This is a genomic window from Paenibacillus sp. FSL R7-0048, from assembly GCF_038004505.1.
Taxonomy (GTDB): domain Bacteria; phylum Bacillota; class Bacilli; order Paenibacillales; family Paenibacillaceae; genus Paenibacillus_AQ; species Paenibacillus_AQ odorifer.
This window is the reverse complement of sequence record NZ_JBBORF010000001.1, coordinates 3,687,335-3,705,835: the sequence shown is the minus strand read 5'-3', so window position 1 is coordinate 3,705,835 and position 18,501 is coordinate 3,687,335. Positions and strand designations below refer to the sequence as shown.

At 41.1% G+C, this 18,501-nt stretch carries 16 protein-coding genes; 3 read left to right on the top strand and 13 right to left on the bottom strand.

The annotated features are described in order from the left end of the window. Nucleotides 1–229: 229 nt before the first annotated feature. From deoB to NSQ91_RS16525, 6 genes are all read right to left on the bottom strand, one after another. Nucleotides 230–1,417, bottom strand: coding sequence for a phosphopentomutase (gene deoB / locus NSQ91_RS16550; protein ID WP_076190302.1), 1,188 nt, complete (start codon nt 1,415–1,417; stop codon nt 230–232). 20 nt (nt 1,418–1,437) lie between these two features. Next, complete coding sequence (locus tag NSQ91_RS16545) at nt 1,438–2,619, bottom strand: NupC/NupG family nucleoside CNT transporter (RefSeq protein ID WP_036677141.1); 1,182 nt, start codon at nt 2,617–2,619, stop codon at nt 1,438–1,440. A gap of 15 nt (nt 2,620–2,634) precedes the next feature. Continuing rightward, complete coding sequence (locus tag NSQ91_RS16540; RefSeq protein ID WP_076302118.1) at nt 2,635–3,939, bottom strand: purine/pyrimidine permease; 1,305 nt, start codon at nt 3,937–3,939, stop codon at nt 2,635–2,637. Nucleotides 3,940–3,986: 47 nt separating this feature from the next. Next, nucleotides 3,987–4,694, bottom strand: coding sequence for a purine-nucleoside phosphorylase (deoD, locus tag NSQ91_RS16535; RefSeq protein ID WP_076130497.1), 708 nt, complete (start codon nt 4,692–4,694; stop codon nt 3,987–3,989). Between the two features lie 161 nt (nt 4,695–4,855). After that, complete coding sequence (locus NSQ91_RS16530) at nt 4,856–6,289, bottom strand: helix-turn-helix domain-containing protein (RefSeq protein WP_340918869.1); 1,434 nt, start codon at nt 6,287–6,289, stop codon at nt 4,856–4,858. Nucleotides 6,290–6,408: 119 nt separating this feature from the next. Beyond that, nucleotides 6,409–6,960: a biotin transporter BioY gene (locus tag NSQ91_RS16525; RefSeq protein WP_076277335.1), complete on the bottom strand. Its 552-nt coding sequence runs from the start codon at nt 6,958–6,960 to the stop codon at nt 6,409–6,411. Between the two features lie 246 nt (nt 6,961–7,206). Between NSQ91_RS16525 and NSQ91_RS16520 the strand changes: the two genes are divergently transcribed. Next, the gene (locus NSQ91_RS16520; protein WP_340393557.1) at nt 7,207–8,184 is read left to right on the top strand and encodes a biotin--[acetyl-CoA-carboxylase] ligase; all 978 of its coding nucleotides are present in this window, start codon (nt 7,207–7,209) and stop codon (nt 8,182–8,184) included. Between the two features lie 129 nt (nt 8,185–8,313). Here NSQ91_RS16520 and NSQ91_RS16515 read toward each other — a convergent pair whose 3' ends face one another. From NSQ91_RS16515 to NSQ91_RS16500, 4 genes are all read right to left on the bottom strand, one after another. Then, nucleotides 8,314–9,666, bottom strand: a complete 1,353-nt coding sequence (locus NSQ91_RS16515) for an MATE family efflux transporter (protein ID WP_340918861.1) — start codon at nt 9,664–9,666, stop codon at nt 8,314–8,316. 234 nt (nt 9,667–9,900) lie between these two features. Further along, nucleotides 9,901–10,584: a MarR family winged helix-turn-helix transcriptional regulator gene (locus NSQ91_RS16510; protein ID WP_076130492.1), complete on the bottom strand. Its 684-nt coding sequence runs from the start codon at nt 10,582–10,584 to the stop codon at nt 9,901–9,903. Nucleotides 10,585–10,880: 296 nt separating this feature from the next. Further along, a complete protein-coding gene (locus NSQ91_RS16505) occupies nt 10,881–11,663 on the bottom strand; it encodes an ABC transporter ATP-binding protein (protein WP_076130491.1) in 783 nt (260 codons plus the stop codon). A 113-nt stretch (nt 11,664–11,776) separates the two neighbouring features. Continuing rightward, nucleotides 11,777–12,619 (bottom strand): helix-turn-helix transcriptional regulator, encoded by an 843-nt coding sequence (locus NSQ91_RS16500; protein ID WP_076184951.1) that lies wholly within the window; start codon nt 12,617–12,619, stop codon nt 11,777–11,779. Nucleotides 12,620–12,769: 150 nt separating this feature from the next. Here NSQ91_RS16500 and NSQ91_RS16495 point away from each other — a divergent pair, with 150 nt between their 5' ends. Beyond that, nucleotides 12,770–14,479 carry a glycoside hydrolase family 2 protein gene (locus NSQ91_RS16495; protein ID WP_076130489.1) on the top strand — a complete coding sequence of 570 codons (1,710 nt, stop codon included), beginning with the start codon at nt 12,770–12,772 and terminating at the stop codon, nt 14,477–14,479. A 221-nt stretch (nt 14,480–14,700) separates the two neighbouring features. Here the strand turns inward: NSQ91_RS16495 and NSQ91_RS16490 are convergent, their stop codons facing one another. From NSQ91_RS16490 to NSQ91_RS16480, 3 genes are all read right to left on the bottom strand, one after another. Next, nucleotides 14,701–15,273, bottom strand: coding sequence for a TetR/AcrR family transcriptional regulator (locus NSQ91_RS16490; protein ID WP_076130488.1), 573 nt, complete (start codon nt 15,271–15,273; stop codon nt 14,701–14,703). A gap of 284 nt (nt 15,274–15,557) precedes the next feature. Further along, on the bottom strand, nt 15,558–16,310 hold the full coding sequence (locus tag NSQ91_RS16485) for an SDR family NAD(P)-dependent oxidoreductase (RefSeq protein WP_076130487.1): 753 nt from the start codon (nt 16,308–16,310) through the stop codon (nt 15,558–15,560). A gap of 232 nt (nt 16,311–16,542) precedes the next feature. Continuing rightward, on the bottom strand, nt 16,543–17,544 hold the full coding sequence (locus tag NSQ91_RS16480; RefSeq protein ID WP_076184955.1) for an NADP-dependent oxidoreductase: 1,002 nt from the start codon (nt 17,542–17,544) through the stop codon (nt 16,543–16,545). 182 nt (nt 17,545–17,726) lie between these two features. Here NSQ91_RS16480 and NSQ91_RS16475 point away from each other — a divergent pair, with 182 nt between their 5' ends. Beyond that, entirely contained in the window at nt 17,727–18,275 is a 549-nt protein-coding gene (locus NSQ91_RS16475) for a TetR/AcrR family transcriptional regulator (protein ID WP_076130485.1), read from the top strand. Nucleotides 18,276–18,501: the final 226 nt, after the last annotated feature.

Below are 18,501 nucleotides of genomic sequence, written 5' to 3'. Positions count from 1 at the left end.
TATTAGAATGCGATTCATCGAAAAAAGGGTTAGCGACAGGTGGCTCTAAAATTAACCCCTTTAATAATTGATTATTACCCTAGTATTTGATCCGTAATAACAAAAAAAGCCGCTTTCTCGGCAGCTTTTTAGATACAAAGATATGTAGATAAAAAAACAAACAGGATACCTTTTACTAATACAAGTTAGGTATCCTGTTTCTATTCAAAGTGTCTATTCAAATTATAGTTTATTTAAGCTCCTGTAGGAGGCTCTTACCAAATTGGGGCATGGTCACAACAAAGTTATCAGCAACTGTTGCTCCAATATCCGAAAAAGTCCTCGATATAGGCAGCTCCCCTTGTCGATTGAAACTCTTACTGTAGAGGAGTAAAGGAACATATTCACGGGTGTGATCCGTGCCCGCATGAATGGGATCATTCCCATGGTCTGCCGTAATTATAAGAAGATCATCTTCACATAGCTCCGCTAGAACTTCATGTAATCGATCATCAAATTCTTCTAGCGCTTTCCCATACCCGATCGGATCTCTACGATGGCCATAAAGTGCATCAAAATCGACAAGATTCAAGAAACTAAGTCCTGTAAAATCAGTATGAAGGGTCTCCATGAGTTTATCCATGCCATCCATGTTAGACACTGTTCTGAAAGACTTGGTGACACCTTCCCCATCGTATATATCTGAGATCTTGCCAATCGCTAGTACATCGAACCCGGCATCCTTGAGCTCATTCATCACGGTTCTTCCATACGGCTTCAAGGCATAATCATGACGGTTCGATGTTCTTTTGTAATTTCCGGGCTGCCCGAGGAATGGTCTAGCAATCACTCTTCCTAGCATGTACTCCTCACGTAAAGTAATCTCTCTGGCAATCTCACAGATTTGATACAGTTCTTCCAAAGGAATAACCTCTTCATGAGCCGCAATCTGAATCACGGAATCTGCAGAAGTATAGACAATGAGTGCACCTGTGTTCATATGCTCTTGTCCAAGCTCATCGAGAATAGCTGTACCACTAGCGGGTTTATTCCCAATCACCTTTCGTCCTGTTCTTTCTTCTAATTCATTAATTAATTCATAAGGAAACCCTTCAGGAAACACTTTGAAAGGAACATCAATTCGTAGGCCCATGATCTCCCAGTGACCTGTCATCGTATCCTTTCCATTAGAAGCTTCCTGCATTTTGGTCCAATAAGCTAAAGGGTGCTCTACGTTGGGAACTCCGGGTATTGGGTCAATATGACTTAACCCTAGCTTGGATAACGCAGGAACATGTAGCCCATTCATTTTTTCTGCAATATGCCGTAATGTATGTGATCCTGCATCCCCAAACTTGTCAGCATCTGGAGCTTCACCAATGCCTACAGAATCCATAACGATGACGAAAATCCGCTTAAACCGGGGTGTTTGTTTCATGTTAATACTCCTTGCATCAACTAGAATATGATACCGATAATCAAAGCTGATAAAACGCTTACAAGTGTGGCGCCAAATAACAGCTTTAATCCAAATCGTGCGACGATATTCCCTTGCTTTTCATTCAATCCCTTCACTGCACCCACAATGGTACCAATCGACCCAAAGTTAGCAAATGAGATTAGAAAAACGGAGACAATGGCTGTAGTACGGCCACTTAAACCTTCTTGAATCTTAACAAAGTCAAGCATAGCAACGAATTCATTCGCAACAAGCTTTGTCGCCATAATACTACCGGCCTCAACAGCTTCATGCCATGGCACACCGATAAGAAAGGCGATGGGTGCAAAGACGTAGCCTAACACTCCTTGGAACGAGATTCCGAATATGCCACTGAAGACTCCGTTAATTAAAGCAATGATTCCTACAAAACCAACTAACATTACCCCAACTACTATGGCTACTTTAAAGCCATCCATAATATATTCGCCCAGCATTTCAAAAAACGTTTGTTTTTCTTCTACCTGAACTTCAACAATATCTTCTTCAGGTGTAACTTCATACGGATTAATGATGGATGAAATGATAAATCCGCCAAATAGGTTTAATATCAATGCAGCTACTACATACCGAGGTTCTAGCATCGTCATATAGGAACCAACGATTGACATGGATACCGTAGACATTGCAGACGCACATAATGTATACAAGCGATGTTTTGGCAATAGTCCAAGCTGGTTTTTCACCGAAATAAATACTTCATTTTGTCCGACAATTGCGGCTGCAACTGCATTATAAGATTCCAATTTACCCATGCCATTTATTTTACTTAGCACCAAACCAATATACTTTATAATGAATGGCAGTATTTTGTAATGTTGCAAAATCCCTATCAATGCTGACATAAAAACAATGGGCATCAAAACATAAAGGAAAAATGTATGCGCCCCTTCATTTGCAATGCCGCCAAACACAAAGTCAGTACCTTCATTGGCGTATCCAAGTAATTTTGCAAAACTATCAGCAAACCCTTTAATCAAAAATTCTCCAATGCTCGTTTTTAGGATAATTAATCCCAAACCTATCTGAATAGCAATCATTACAATGATTGGACGATATTTAATCTTTTTCTTATTGTTACTTCCTAGCCATGCCAGTAATAGAACAATAACCAGACCAGCAATAGAAATTAGATAATGCATTTTTAGCCCTCCAAATTATCGGTTAATTTTCTTGGAATCCTCATATCGAAATGCATCTTTCCACATTAACCCTTGTTCCAAAATAATCGCTAACAGGCTTCCGCATATTAATCCATTATTTAAAATGGCTATCACGATCGGAGATAAATGGGCCGTAGCTGATGCAGGAATAAACATTAAACCTACACCCACTAAAAGGGAAAGCCCACTGACAATAAATGTTCGCTCTTCATGAATAACCTTTTTCAATTCCTTTAGCGCTAGTCCGACCATCTTCACAAAAATGACGAAGGTAACAGAATAGCCTATGGGAGCTGGAATGGCAGATATGAAATTCATCATAGGCGGAAACAAGGATATTGAGATCACTAAGCTGCAGCCTATTAAAAATGATTTGCGCTCCCTCATCCCTGTTTGCTCAACATATCCCGCCGCTCCCGAAATAGGGACTGAGCCGACCGCTCCTAAACCACCACTAATAAGATGCGTAATTCCAGAAGTAAACCCGGCGCGCAAATAACGACGATGATCCCCTTGCTTTGGTTTCATAACGGTCTCCATCAAACGGATGGATGCCACTGCATTGGTTATTAATAATAGGGTTAGTAAAAATGCAGTAGTAATTGTCCCGGCATCGAATCGGGGTGTTCCAAATGGGAATATTTCCGGCAGCTTAAATAGAGTATCCGCACGAGAAACCGCCGGCATACTACCGCAGATTATAAATAATAGGCAGCCTATCACTATACTGAGAATTATTGAAAACTGGCTTAGTAATACAAAGCGGCTGTTGCCTAACCAAAAGGTAATGCAGACCACGATCACACTAAGGATGAATACTTTAACATCTAACATGGTGTGGGCTATGGTAATCCCCATCATCCCTTTCATAAAAGATCCGCTTAATTGAAAGATCAATAAAAGTAAATAAATAAAGGTGATGGTTGGAGTAAAAAGACGAGCGATTTTATCCATTAGCTTAAATGCTGAAATTAGGATAAACAACACTCCGCTAATGATCATCGCTCCACTTAAAGCCTGTAAAGCGCCGTTGTTAGAGGAATAGAGTCCCCCCACTAAACTCGCGTAAATGGTAAAAATGCTCCACCATAACCCTGCTGGACCTTCATGAATAGGGAATTTATGACCCATCAGGCCTTGTAAAAATCCAGCTATTGCTAAAGTAATCATGGTGCTCTGAATGAGTCCAGAAGTCTCTATGGGTGTTAAGTTATATAAATCTGCGATAGCAATGGGTGCAGCAATTGCACCAGCGATCATAAAAATCATCCACTGCAATCCTGACAGTATTACCTTCATTTCTTTCTCACTCTCTTTTCTAACAACACTGCACTCTTATCAATAAATCAGCCTTCAACGACTGTGTTAAGAGCTACTTCGACCATTTCATAAAAGGATTGTTCACTTTCTTTATGAGTTAGGTGCTCCTGTCTTAACAATTGACTGCCGACGGTCAAAATCGATAACGCTTTTACACCATATTTAGCGGCTAAAGTGTATAGGGCGGTACTTTCCATTTCTACAGCTAATACACCGAAATCCATGAACTTATGAAGCCGATCTAAATTTTCACGATAGAATTCATCAGAATTATAGATGTTACCAACAAACACCTTTGCATTTTTAGCTTGTGCTTGTTGATATGCTTTCATTAGCAATGAGAAATCTGCCGTTGGTGCAAAATTACAGCCATGAAAGATCTTTTCCGTCATATTACTGTCTGAAGATACTGCTTGGGCTAATATAATATCGCGGATATTGATATCTTCCTGCATCGCGCCACATGTACCAATGCGAATCAATTTCTTAACTTCATAATCGACGATCAATTCTGTTGCATAGATACTCATCGATGGATTTCCCATTCCTGTCCCCTGAACCGACACAGGCACACCCTTGTATAATCCAGTGTATCCATACATCCCTCTTACTTCGTTATAACAATAAGCCTCCTCTAAAAAGTGTTCTGCCACAAACTTTGCACGTAAGGGATCTCCTGGGAGCAAAACGAGCTCTGCTATTTCTCCCTTATTTGCACCTAAATGCCTACTCATAGTTCTTCCTCCAACTTTTAATAGTAAACTGAGGTTTACCGAAATCGCTTTCCACTTGCCTTCAAGTAAAATCAGTTTCGAAACTAGATTGAGCATAAGGTTTTTTAACATTACAAACTAGACCAAAAACTTACGGAGCTTACGGAAAATAATTGGTCAAATTATAAAAGCAGTTCTTTACGAATGTTGTCTAAATCTCTTTTAGAGGGGATCGTGGAAATAATAACAACAGGCACTGTCGTTAATCCAACCGGGATATTACTAATGACAAGATCGATATTATTTTGCTGCATGATCTCGTCGGTCAAGCCTTTCATTATGGAAGTATTAAGGATCAACTGATCCCCAATCTCCTTCTTTATCAAATCTGCTATGTAATGACGAATTGAAAATTCTTCCCCGATCACTAAAAAGGCCCTCTTACTTTTATAACGTAAACTCGAGCGGACAATTAAGGTTAGCTTTGTTAAATGAAAATGATTAAACAAAACGGAAGGGTAAGTTTTATTCCACGTTTGCATACAGGTTTGCAATTCTTGATAAATCTGCTGGCATTCCTTTTGAACATATGTTGTTAAATGACTTGTTGAAATCATCATCCATTCAGGAATGGCATTTTCGATTAATAGCTTGTCAAAGAACCCGTAAATCTCCAAAATAAACCGTTCTTGCATATCTAAGTTCGGGTATACCTTTGCTAATAACATTAGAAGCAGATTCCCCATTTGATATTCTTCTTTATCCTTGTGTAATTCGACTTCTTTCATCGGAGTGATCTCTGACCCTTCATAATAATGATATTGGCTGAGACTAACCATGGATTGCATAAAGAATATTTCACTGTTTGGAAATTCAAGGGACAGCTTGTCCTCAAGACGTTTTGCAATAGTTTTCACTGGGAAATAAAACATCCCCTTTTCCCAAGGGTAAGCATTTCCGTCGATTTTCACACATTTTCCTTTAGCCACTCTTTCTATAACAATGGCCAACAAAAACGATAATCTCCTTTTGGAATTGATAAAATATACAATGTTATTCTCATTTTCTATATTTGTGATTAACTGATTAATATAAGCAAAATCAACATTCGCAAAGGGCCAGCCTGTAAACTCATACGCATCACAATATAACTTCCAATAAAAATATCGAATATTCATTTCATTCCCTTTGATCATGGGGGTAGAAAAACTAATGCGTAGCTTATAAGCTTTTAGATCATCATTATTTAATTGCACAATCAATTTCTTTAAAGATGAGGTACTCATAAACATGGCTTCGGAGAGCTCCTCCACAGACAGTCGACCCACATTCGTAAACAAAAAATCCATTAGCCGATAAAAGATGGTTTGTCTGAACATAGAAGAAATCACTTCACTAATCGTACTTCGCCCATCACGTTGAAGAACTATTCCCTTTCCTCTAGAAACCTCAATGGTTACAGTAGATGGTAATTGCTTGCTGATTTCCTCCACCATCTTCCGGATGGTCTTATCAGAGATCCCTAAACTTTTTTCTATTTCCGCTAAGGTAAACCATCTATGTTCTGTATCAAGCAGCGTTAATAGTTGACTAGCTAAATTAAATCCCTTATCCATTTTTCTACACCCACTTCAATTTCGTTTTAATTTTTATAGTATAAACAAATTCGCAACCATAACCCTATTATTTTTTAATAAAAAAACCCGGGTTTTATTTACCCGAGTTTCACATCACATTATATTTGTGTTTTTTCTTCTATAGGGCTTATTGCTTTCAACTGCATCGTAATGACGGCTGCAATAACGGCTTTGATGATGTCTCCCGGAAGAAAGGCCAACGCTCCGACAAGACCAGCCCAGATCGAAGTATTGGTTATCAATGCCATGACAGGGGCACCAATCAGACTCACTAGTAATACACCGAAGATTATGTTGATAGCTACCAGCTTCCAAGTTCGAACCTTCGGCCAGATTTTTTCGGAATACCAGCCAATAAGGCCGGCCGCGATTGGAAAACTAAATATGTATCCTGCAGAAGGTCCAACTAACACCGCGATTCCACCGCGACCGCCAGTCAGTACAGGCAGCCCAATCGCTACTAGTATGATGAAAATAATGAGACTGAGGGCGCCCATCCGTTTCCCCAGAAAACATCCAGCCAACATGACGCCAAGCGTCTGGGCAGTGATCGGAACGGGGATGAAGCCGAGGGGGATGGGCGGTATCATCCCCAACACCGCGATAAGTGCTGCGAATAATGCAGCATAAATAAGTTCTTTTGTCTTCAAAAAAATGACCTCCATTGGATATCAATGATTGTATTCTGGTTAGTAAATACGTCCAGTAAGCTGAATTATAATGGAGATATTCTTTATTGTAAACCATAAATTAATATATGGTTTACAATAGAATGAAATACCATGCTTGAGTTTTTCATATTGTTATATAGAATTAGAGTATCAGTCGCAATCGTTGGATGTTAATCTATTCAATGGGTTTTGGTCGGAGAGTTATACTTTTGGAGGTTTAAGTTCATGACAGTAAAAGAACATATTCTTGCCTTGCTCGACAGTAATAAGGGTGAATATTTTTCCGGCGAGGAAATAGCCGTTCAGTTATCCGTGACGCGCAGCGCGGTCTGGAAAGCCATAAAATCTTTACAGACAGACGGTTATTCCATACAAGCTGTAACCAATAAAGGATATTCCATGTCACCACAAACGGATATCTTATCAACCAGTGCAATTTCAAAGTACCTGGATACTCAGGGGCAAAAGTTACGTGTTGAAGTCTTTAAGACCATATCTTCCACGAATGAAGCCGTAAAAAACCTTGCCTCAAATGGAGAAGCTGAAGGTAAAGTGATTCTTTCGGAAGAACAAACAGCTGGTCGCGGGCGAATGGGCCGGAAATTTTTTTCTCCACCTGGAACGGGTATCTATATGAGCATCCTGCTGCGTCCCAAGCTGTCCGCAACAGACTCAGCTTTATTGACCACTTGCGCCGCTGTAGCTGTAGCCCTTTCTATCGAGAGCGTATCCGGTAAAGAAACGCAGATTAAATGGGTAAATGACGTTTTTATGGAAGGTAAAAAAGTATGCGGGATCCTTACCGAAGCATCCGTGTCACTGGAAAACGGCTGGCTTGATTATGCTGTTCTCGGCATCGGTATCAATGTAGCCCTCCCTTCCGAAGGCTTTCCCAATGATCTTACCGAGATTGCGACAACTGTAATTTCCGAAAACAATCCTTATGGTGATCTCCGCAACCGTCTCGTTGCAGAAGTACTAAACCATTTCATGAGATATTATGAGCATTTAACGGACAGATTGTTTCTTTCCGAATACAAAAAAAGGTTAATTTCACTTGGCGAACCTGTGACCGTGATAAAGGATAATGAACAACGTAAAGCAACAGCCATTGATATCGATGACGATTGCCATCTGAAAGTCAGATATGAGAATGGTGACGAGGAATATCTTTCAAGTGGAGAAGTCAGCATTAAAATTTAACTGGAGCTTCTCCTCCAAAGCAGCTAGTGCTGCCTCATGGCAGGCTGCTTCATCATACGAGCCAAAAAAACCTTGCTGATCCAAGGTTTTTTTAGATGAACTTAAAATATCAACTTAAAGCTTAGGATTCTACTGTACTAAAGTATCTAAATCAGGCTGCAATTTGTTCCGCAGAACATACAGCATGATGGCACCCACAAGGAACGCAACAGCATCTGAAATGACGAGCGACCAGACTACTCCGTGGAAACCGTTCATTCGATTAGCGATATGCAATACTGGAATCAGAGTAACACCTTGAATAATTGACATAATAAAGGCGGCGGTTCCTTGTGCTGTCGCTTGGAAGATCCCCGTAAACAACGCGGTCGTTCCTGAAATGAACAGGGATAAGAACGTTACATGAAGAATATAGCTGCCCAGTTCAATTAATTGCGGGTCATTCGTAAATAAACCGATTAAGTGGTCGGAAATCAGATATACAATAATGCCGAACACGGCTGCTAATGCCACAGTCACTTTGATTGTGAATGTAATGGTATGCTTCATGCGTAATTTATTGGCTGTAAAAGAGAAGGCAATCAGCGGCACGACTCCCTCACATAAGCCCATCAGAATAACCTCTGGAAATTGTAATAATCGTGATGAAATTCCGAAGGCCGCAATGGCCTGCTCCCCATATTCGACCAGAAAACGGTTAAAGATAAGTGACATTGCACCCATGAAGAGACTCATAACAAAAACGGGTACTCCAATTTTAAATACATTGCTGAGAATGTCTTTGGAAGCTTTGAACCATTTTACAGAGATGGTTAGGAATTGGCTCTTATATCCCATGTGGAAGGCGTAGAATGCACTTGCAACCAAGTTAGAAATGACTGTAGCAGATGCAACCCCGATCACGTCCCAATGGAAGACGAAAATGACTAGCGCATCGAGAATAATATTCACAACAACACTGAGAAGCATGCCGATCATCGAAGTGATCGCTGCCCCCTCCGAGCGCACGATATTCTCCAGCGTGAAGAATAGAACGACGAAAGGTGAACCAATAAGCATAATCGTGACATAGTCCTTCGTGAACCCGAAGGAGTCAGGCGTCGCTCCCAAGCCATGAACGATTGAATCGATCAACGGGATGCCGGCAGCCATCAAAATAAGACCGAGAGCTAAACTGCTGTAAAAGGCGAATGAAGACACATGCTTTACATCATCATATTTTTTCTCTCCCAGCAAACGGGAGATGAATGCACTGCTACCGATACCAATCAAGTTACCTAGCGCCATAATGGCGGCGAATAACGGTAAAGTTAGTGCGAGTGCGGTTAACATCGCAGTATTGCCCAGTGTACCAAGGAAATAGGCATTCAAAATGGAGTATATGACACTCATCGACATGCCTAGCATCATCGGTACTGCGAAGTGAGCTACGGCTTTTGCGACAGGTGCTTTTTCAAAGTAATGGAGGTTTTCTGCATCCATAAGGTTCACCACTATCTTTCTTTATTTTGTTTTTTGAAATTACTTAGAATTCTAACTATCGGTCCAATATGATCCGTGACGCAGCAACAAGCAAACCTGTACCCTAACGACGAGTTTTCAGATTTGGCGTACGAAATTTGACTATTCTTCAGTTTCACATTACGCTGCCTTTGCCGTTCATCTTTCTCTGGTGGAAAGGCAGCGCCTCAGCTACTGTTTGCTAAAAGACTTTAATTACTTATCGTCTGGGCCATGTGACTTGTCAGGTGACGAATTACTGTCATCGCTGGAAGGCCAGCCGAATCCGCGCATGTCACCACGCCCTTCTCCGCCAAATCCAGGGAACCTTCCGCTAAAGCGTTCGTCCCTAGAATTTCCCCACATTCTGTGCATTTGTCCGCGCATAGCCATCATTTTTTCAAATTCCTCTGTTCCCATACGCGCCTTGGCAGCTTCCATCCACATAGCCATCAAATCACGTTCTCCGTCCGATCCAAGTTCTTCCTCCAAAGCTGTAATGACGCGAGTTAGGTAATCCCCGAAAGCTATCTGCTCTTCTGGCGATAAGCGAGAAAATATGTTGCCGCTGTCTATCTCTTGTTTCTCTTCCTCTTGTCCTTTTTGCGTTAGGTAAATCAACATGATACGTTTGTCTGTTTCTGAGGGTTTACGGGTGATGTATTCTGCTTTCTCCAGTTTACCAAGCAATTCATTGAGGGATGATACACGGATGTCCAACATATAGGATAAGTCTTTGGTGCTGATACCGTCTTTCATCCGAAGAAACGCTAATATCCTCCCTTGCCCACGTGATGCGTCGGCCATAGGACCAACCGCGGCATGAGACTTCAAGTGTTGCCTTTGCAACAGCCATTGCAGTTTCGCGAGTTTTTCGTACAATTCAGTATTCATGTCCATAATGAATCCTCCATTAAGTTTTTACGGTACCTGTTTAACTTTATAACGGTACCTGTTGATTTGTATTATAACGGTACCTGTTAGATATGTCAAAATGTTTTTTTACAGGTACCGTTAATATGTTGTTTGACTGTTTATGGACGTGGCTTATAAGCTTGCAAACAAATACAAAACCCGCGCATTGCGCGGGTTATTTTAAAATTATATTGTGATTAGTTTTCATTTTTTATATCTGCAAGCAATCCTTCAAACCACTTCAGAGCGGTTTGCTCGCCTATTCGATGTGCCTTGATATTCTACTTATCACCGGCAAGTGTAAGCCACTTGCGGTTATGATGTTCCTGTACTTCAACGGGGGTATCGAAGAAATCACTCAAAACATCTGACTGCAAGCAGTTTACTGTCTCGTCACCTTTGTAGATTTCACCGTTCTTTACCAGCAGCGTGTGCGTGAAGCATGGTGTTATCTCCTCGATATGATGGGTTACATACAGCAAGGTTGGTCCACCAGGTTGCTTTGTTATCTTCTCGATCATCTGCAGCAGCTGTTCACGTGCAAAAATATCTAGTCCCGTGCACGGCTCATCAAGGATTAGTAGATCTGGATTGGCCATTAGTGCGCGTGCAATGAGGACTTTCTGACGCTGTCCTTGCGACAAGGTATCATATGTACGACCAGCCAAAGAAGAGCAGTCTAGAAACTCCATTAACTCCTCGGCTTGCTTTTGATCCTCTTCATTCGTCTTATCATACAGACCAATCGTCGCGAATTTTCCGCTTAGGACGATGTTCAGGGCAGTCTGATGGCCGTACAGCTTCTGCTGCAAGGAGGTGCTTACCCAACCGATTCGTTTGCGTAGCTCTCTCAAATCCACATCGCCAAAGCGATGGTCCAGCACTTCGACTTGTCCTGTTGTCGGCCAGATATAGCCGTTCACGACGTTTAGCATCGTCGTTTTTCCTGATCCATTCAGACCGACGATACACCAGTGTTGTCCCTGCTTCACTTCCCAATTCATATCGCGTAAGATCATTGTCGTATCACGTTGCCATGATACATTTTTGAGTGATATAATCATGCCCAATTTTCCCTCCTTAAACATGCTTCAATGAGTTCAATATTATCATGGTAAAGTCCTTCCCGTAAAAAAACATAAACGCAAGATTTTCTCGCCAGCGGTTCTACGGACAATTAATCTTTGATTCTCTGTTTGTTTCGGTATACTGTCGGAGGGATCCCGTTAAGCTGTTTAAAAATCTTACTGAAATGATATTCTTCGTAGTACCCGCATAATTTGGCGATTTCCTTAACTGGATAATCGGTAAAAACCAGATAACGACAAGCTTGCTGGTTCTGTAAGTGCATATGGTATTCCTTTGGCCCCATCCCCGTAAATTTCAGGAACATCTTCCGCAAGTAAGATGGCGAAATGCCGTATTTCTCCGCCAATTTCTCAATCCGGTGATGATCCTTATAGTCGTTCTCGAGAGTTTTCTTGATCTGTTCGAAGGCGGCGAAAGCTCCAGACTCCATCAGATTCCAGTCCGGTTGTACGGTCTGGTGCAGCATATGCAGTAGGATCTGCATTTTAGCCCGGGATACAGCTATGCCATCGGTTAGTCCGGGCAGCCAGTCCTGGTGAATCCCCCAGACCAGCTGGCTAATTTCCTCAGCTTGCTGTTGGTTATATTGGCTTAAGAAGGGAAGTCTCAGTTTTACGATTGGCTTGACTTCCTTCCATACCGCATCATAACCAAGCTCTGCACAATCGAAGAGCAACATCGTTATGCGAAGTGGAGCATCCATCTGCGAGCGCATGGACAGTTTAAGGCCTGGTTTTAAATAGATTAGCATTCCAGCCTCTACTTTGTGCTCAACATTGGTCAGGAAAACCCCTTTACCTTCATGAATCCAGTACAAGCTGTGCACATTTACCATGTTACGGATGTCCTCCCAGCCGGGATAAGTAGCTTTGTCGAGTACAAAATGGATATGCACTGTGAGGTCATTCAGCTTGTAATCATTTTCTTCCAATTAATAATCCCCTCCTGCTGCTAAAAGAGCGATTTAAACAAGACGGTAACGTTTTTTTCTATTCAATGCTTAAACTCCAAATGTTACTATCCATATTATCAAGATGTCTGAAATTCACAATACATTACAGGAAATAAAGGAGGAACACACTTGTTAAGGACTTTTAGCGAGTATCAAATTCGGAGAACTGCGCTGTTGGATGGGCCTTGGGATTTCATGAAGGATCCGTTAAATACGGGTGTTCAAGAAAAATGGTTTGAGCGATTTCCACATTCTTGGCAGTCTCTTTATGTGCCCTCGTGCTGGAATAATGAACTGGGAATGTACGATTATGAAGGTGTCGGTTGGTATCGTAAAAAAATACAGACTGTGAATTCGCAGCATGTCAGACTCATCTTTCATGCCGTGCTGGGCCACGCCGACGTCTATTTGGACGGGCAGCACCTTGGGTATCACTATGGAGGATTTACACCTTTTGAATTTATTGTTCCTTCCTTAGGGGCAGGAGAACATGAGATTATCGTCCGGACGGACAGCACCTTGGACCGACTTACGATTCCTACGGAGCAGGTGGATTGGTTTCATTATGGGGGAATCATACGGTCGGTGGAGCTGCAATATTTGCCTGAACTTTACATCGAACAACTGAAGATTGATTATGAACTGCATGGACCAGATGCCGATGTCACTGTTCAGGTGAGGCTCCATTCCTTCTTTAAGGAGCAGCACACTACAAAGATCACATTCTCCGAAAGCGGACATGAATTGCACTCGGAAGAAGTACAGATTGAAACTGGCCAGACCCTCAGTCATACGTTCAAGTTGCTTATGCCTGAAGTACGTTTGTGGAACGTAGGTCTTCCAGAACTGTATACCTTTCAACTGCGGACAGAGGAAGACGACAAGATTGAACGGATCGGTTTTCGCTATATTGAAACAAAGGATCATCGGATTCTAATTAACGGTTCACCCGTTTATCTTAAGGGTGTGAATAGACATGAAGAGCATCCTGAGTGGGGTTTCGCCTTCCCTCCGAAGCTGATGCACAAGGAGCTCAGTATCATTTTGGAGTTAGGTTGCAATTCCGTCCGGGGTTCTCATTATCCCCAAAGCCCATATTGGCTTGATCTACTCGATGAGCAAGGGATTGTATACTGGAGCGAAATTCCGATATGGGGAGCCTTTCTGCCGAACGAAACAGTAAGTGAGCCTCTCTTCCAGGAGCGTGCACTGACTATGATTGAAGAAATGATCAGCTTGCATATGCATCACCCAAGTGTGATCTTTTGGTCCGTTCATAATGAGATTGATACCCGGACGCAAGAAGCATATGCTTTCACACAAGCTCTAGTCGGATTGGTGAAGAAACTCGACAGTACTAGGCTTGTCACCTACGCTACGATGCATCCACTCGAAGATATTCTACTTCCTTTATTCGATGTTATCGGTATTAATAAATATTTTGGTTGGTACGAAGGCGATACAGCCAGCTTTAAAGACATGCTGGAACAGTTCCATGTGCGTGCGGAGCAGATGGGAGCCGGTGACAAGGTAGTGCTCATGACCGAATTCGGTGGTGCTGGACTATTTGGGGATGTGGGCTGGGAGCAGAGATTGTTCAGCGAGGATTATCAGGCAGATATTGTAACTGAAGCACTGGCGATCTTCAAAAATGATTCGAAAATTGGCGGGACTTACATCTGGCAGTTTGCAGACATCCGCGGCGATCTGAAGAGCAGCAGCAAGAACTTTCGCGACCGTGCCCGCGGCTTCAACAACAAGGGTCTGGTTAATGAATACCGCAAACCTAAACAATCCTTCCGTGAAGTGCGCCGTATCTATCAATCTTGGACAGATTAATATCCACATTGACTAAGAAGCCCATCGTCAACATGGTTTTTTTTAGTGTCTGCATTCTTAGTTCCTTACAGCTGGTGTCGGACGCGATATTTATATAGTTAAGCTGGGCGTATTAAGTCGGTTCTATTCTTCGCGTACTCGGGTAGCAGTAAGTTGATTGTCTATTTTCGGCATTCGATACAAGTGCTTGTCCTCTTACACTGCAGATAGATAAAGGAGTTTTAATCTAGAGTGATCAGTATGGTATGAATAATACTTGTTAATTTCCCATGGTCCGTTGCCGTTTTTACCATTGTACGTAGTCCTAACCAGGCATTCATTAAATAATGGGAAATAGCCTCGGGCTCCAGTGAAATTCTAAGTTCACCTCTTTGCTGGCCAGTCTGAACGAGGTCATATAACAACTTCTCCGTTTTTGAATAGCTATTCTCAACAAAGGATGCAACCTCCGGATCCAGTACTCCCAACTCCACACCCGAATTAACTATGAAACATCCTTGAGGTTCTCCTTCGCTCCTCATCGAAGATTCTAGAAATTGTCGAATGATCTCCTTTACGGGTTCTTGTTTCTCAACCAAGAATCTCATTTTTTTGTTTTGAGTAGATTCGTACCTTTGGAGTGCCGTCAAATATAAGGCGTGCTTATCACCAAATGTATCATAGATACTTCTTCTGTGAATTCCCATACAGTCTACCAAATCTTGCATTGAAGTTTTCTCGTAACCTTGCATCCAAAATAGTTTTATCGCTTTATCTAGTACTTCATTAATTTCAAATTCTTTGCTTCTTGCCATTGTAATCACCTCAAGCAATCATTATACATTTAAGTAAACGATCCGCAAACTAATATATAAAACGTAAATAAAATCAAGCAAGATGCTTGATTTTATTCATAACATGATAACTTAACTGATGCTTACCGAAGAATTCTTACTTTGTCTGCTTATAAACAATCCAGAGTCCAATCTTTTTCCAGCGTATGCAAAAAAGTTGTACCCCACGTTTAAGAATAGGGAAGCCAGTTCTTTTTGCTCCAGTTTCTTCAACGATCGTTTTAGTGACTAATATCTAATTCGATTTAAAACTCAGATATAATTGGATAGATTTGATCTCTCAGATTGAAGTCATAGTTCTGGTCAACAATTCCTATCATATCATTGCTATCATAAAGCTCTACCATGAAACTCGCCATTTGTTTGGCAGTGTGGTATTTAGGCATGTTTGCTTTGTAATCAAATTCTTCAGCATCTATAGATTTCTTCACAAATTCCGTTTCAGTTATTGCTGGTGCTAAAACCTTTGCTTTTAATTTCGCGCCTTTAAGCTCTAGTTCCTTTGCAAGCCCTTCGGTGAAGGCACTAACATAATATTTAGATGCAGAATAAGCAACGCTCCCAACAGCAATGGCATATCCGAGTGCGGAGGATACGTTAATTAACTGAGTTCCTTCTACATCAGCATAATCTCGCACAAATAGTGTAGAAAGGATCGTCAAGGATTCGATGTTAACACGTAACATAATTTCAACTTTATCTAAATTCTGTTCTACCACAAAAGAAGCTTCACCAAGTCCTGCATTATTAATCCAGGTTTCTATTTGGTATTCCTTCAAAGTGTTATACAGTGTGTGAGCCTGCTCTGTAACAGACAGATCACTTGAACGAACAATAACATCTACATTAGGATCAATATTCTGAATTGTTGATTTAAGTTCTTCTAATTTATCTAATCTTCTAGCTACCAAAATTAAATTTTTACCGCGTGCAGCAAACGCTAATGCTGTTTCATACCCAATTCCTGAGCTTGCTCCTGTAATCACTGTATATTTCATATTATTCTCTCCCTTTTAAGTTTTTTGATCATTTAACAACATTTCAATAGAGTTTTGTTCACGATTAAACTTGTATCTCATTCATCCCTCCCTTAATAAATTTCTTCAAAATATTCAAGAACGATCATTCTAGTTAAGGTAAAAAAACTACACTATTAACTCTAATTTGCATCAGTATATCAATTCTAGAATGATCAGTAAAGAATTTTTTGACAACAATTGAGCCCCCTCCTTAAAATCTGATAATAACTTTCCCTTTAGGATGACCTTCAGCAACAAAATTCAGTGCTTCGTTAATATCTTCTATATGGAATTCTGTAGGGTCCACTGCTGGTACAATCCCATTATCTTCAATAATCTTCGTAATTTTCTTTAATTGTTCGCCATCACTGCGAACAAAAATGAAATGATATTGAATCTTCTTTTTCTTCGCTTTATGATCATACTTAGCCCCGGCGATGGTGAAGAGCTTTTGTTTCCAGCCAGAGAAGCCCAAATCTTCTGCAAAACGTTTGTTAGGACCGGTCCGCAGAGAAAGAAGGCGGCCTCCTGCTTTAATAATTGAAAGCTCATGATCAAATTCGCTGGATCCTAAGGTATCCATCACATAATCAACATCACTAAGCTGTTCCCAATAGTTCGTAGTCGTATAATCAATATATTGGTCTGCACCAGCGGCCATTGTCCGTTCACGTGCTCCTGGATTTCCACTGATGATGACCTTGAGCCCCATGCTTTTGGCGATAGGAATGGCCATTTGGCCAAATGAACCAGACCCTCCAGGGATAAACACGCTTTCGCCTGCTTTAGCATCTAATTCTTCATTTAATCCTTGATAAGCTGTTAATCCTGTTAATGGCGCAGCAGCACCAGTCACAAAATTCAGATTGGCAGGTAGGTACCCGATGGCATCTGCATTAATTGCCGCGTATTCCGCAAAGGCACCGATTTTTTGTAGTGGCAGACGTGAATAAATTGCATCGCCAACTTTGAAACCTTGCACCTTCTTACCCACTTTTTCAATAACACCCGTCAGCTCGTTACCAAGTACTAATGGGAATTCATAATCCTGAATCAGCTTTACACTTCCGGTACCAATGAGCAATTCCAAATGATTAACTGCTGCTGCTTTCACCTGGACCAAGACTTCGTTATCACTTATTTCTGGGATTGGAATATCGTTCACTTTTACTATGAACTTTTTTGAATATTTGGTGATCTGTGCTGCTTTCATGATAAATGACCTCCTATGCGTTAAAAAAGTAACATTTATTTATTTTTGTAACTTACACAACAAGCATAAAACTATAAGTTACAAAAGTCAACAATTGTTACTGGATATTTCATATGTTAAAATACTCGCAAGTGTATAAACGACAAAAAGGAATTTATTGAAGAAAGAAGGGTTGACAGTCGGTGGCTAAAATCACTCAAGAGCTTGTTATTGAAACAGCTGAGGCATTAATTAAACGCACGGAAAAATCCGAAGTGACACTCTCACAAATTGCGGATGAATTAAGTATCACCCATGCAGCGCTCTATAAGCACTTTAAAAATAAGCAAGAGCTCTGGGCAGCTGTATCTAAGAGCTGGTTCAACCGGATGATTTCAGAACAAATTAAATTAGATATGACTAATTTAACTAAACCGCAAGAATTGCTTCACGATTGGCTATGGGCATTTGTTAACGCAAAAAAACGCGCTTATAACGAGAATCCCAAGATGTTTGCCTTGAATACTCAATACGTGGATAGCAATCCACTGGTATTACGCGATGTTCTCTGGGATTCCTACCAAATCATTGACGGCTTCATGGACTATCACGATCCCCACTTGGAACGGGCTGAGGCGATTCTCTCTGCGTTTGCAGTATTTAGCCTCCCATCCTTCAAAGAATCCTGGAATTTACCTGACTACCAAGACAGGTTTGAACGCATCTGGAGTTTAATCAAACAGGGTCTATGAATTCAAATCCCTTAGTTTTAAAAAAATTATTCTTCAATCATAAACATGGTCCAGAAGCTTCTGTCTTCTGAAGTACTGCAGTTACTCTCCCACTTTTGTCCGGTTCCGCCAATTTTCGTAAACTCGGAATAAAATTATCATTACGAAGTCCTGCTCCGATGGAATACGCGGAACTCCTCACTGAGTATGCCAACATGTGCAGGTTACGGACGACTTCTGGAACCTG

Coding starts and splice junctions, on each gene's coding strand:
- deoB (WP_076190302.1), bottom strand. CDS start 1,417: ATGAAACAAACACCCCGGTTTAAGCGGATTTTCGTCATCGTTATGGAT.
- NSQ91_RS16545 (WP_036677141.1), bottom strand. CDS start 2,619: ATGCATTATCTAATTTCTATTGCTGGTCTGGTTATTGTTCTATTACTG.
- NSQ91_RS16540 (WP_076302118.1), bottom strand. CDS start 3,939: ATGAAGGTAATACTGTCAGGATTGCAGTGGATGATTTTTATGATCGCT.
- deoD (WP_076130497.1), bottom strand. CDS start 4,694: ATGAGTAGGCATTTAGGTGCAAATAAGGGAGAAATAGCAGAGCTCGTT.
- NSQ91_RS16530 (WP_340918869.1), bottom strand. CDS start 6,289: ATGGATAAGGGATTTAATTTAGCTAGTCAACTATTAACGCTGCTTGAT.
- NSQ91_RS16520 (WP_340393557.1), top strand. CDS start 7,207: ATGACAGTAAAAGAACATATTCTTGCCTTGCTCGACAGTAATAAGGGT.
- NSQ91_RS16515 (WP_340918861.1), bottom strand. CDS start 9,666: ATGGATGCAGAAAACCTCCATTACTTTGAAAAAGCACCTGTCGCAAAA.
- NSQ91_RS16510 (WP_076130492.1), bottom strand. CDS start 10,584: ATGGACATGAATACTGAATTGTACGAAAAACTCGCGAAACTGCAATGG.
- NSQ91_RS16505 (WP_076130491.1), bottom strand. CDS start 11,663: ATGATTATATCACTCAAAAATGTATCATGGCAACGTGATACGACAATG.
- NSQ91_RS16490 (WP_076130488.1), bottom strand. CDS start 15,273: ATGGCAAGAAGCAAAGAATTTGAAATTAATGAAGTACTAGATAAAGCG.
- NSQ91_RS16485 (WP_076130487.1), bottom strand. CDS start 16,310: ATGAAATATACAGTGATTACAGGAGCAAGCTCAGGAATTGGGTATGAA.
- NSQ91_RS16480 (WP_076184955.1), bottom strand. CDS start 17,544: ATGAAAGCAGCACAGATCACCAAATATTCAAAAAAGTTCATAGTAAAA.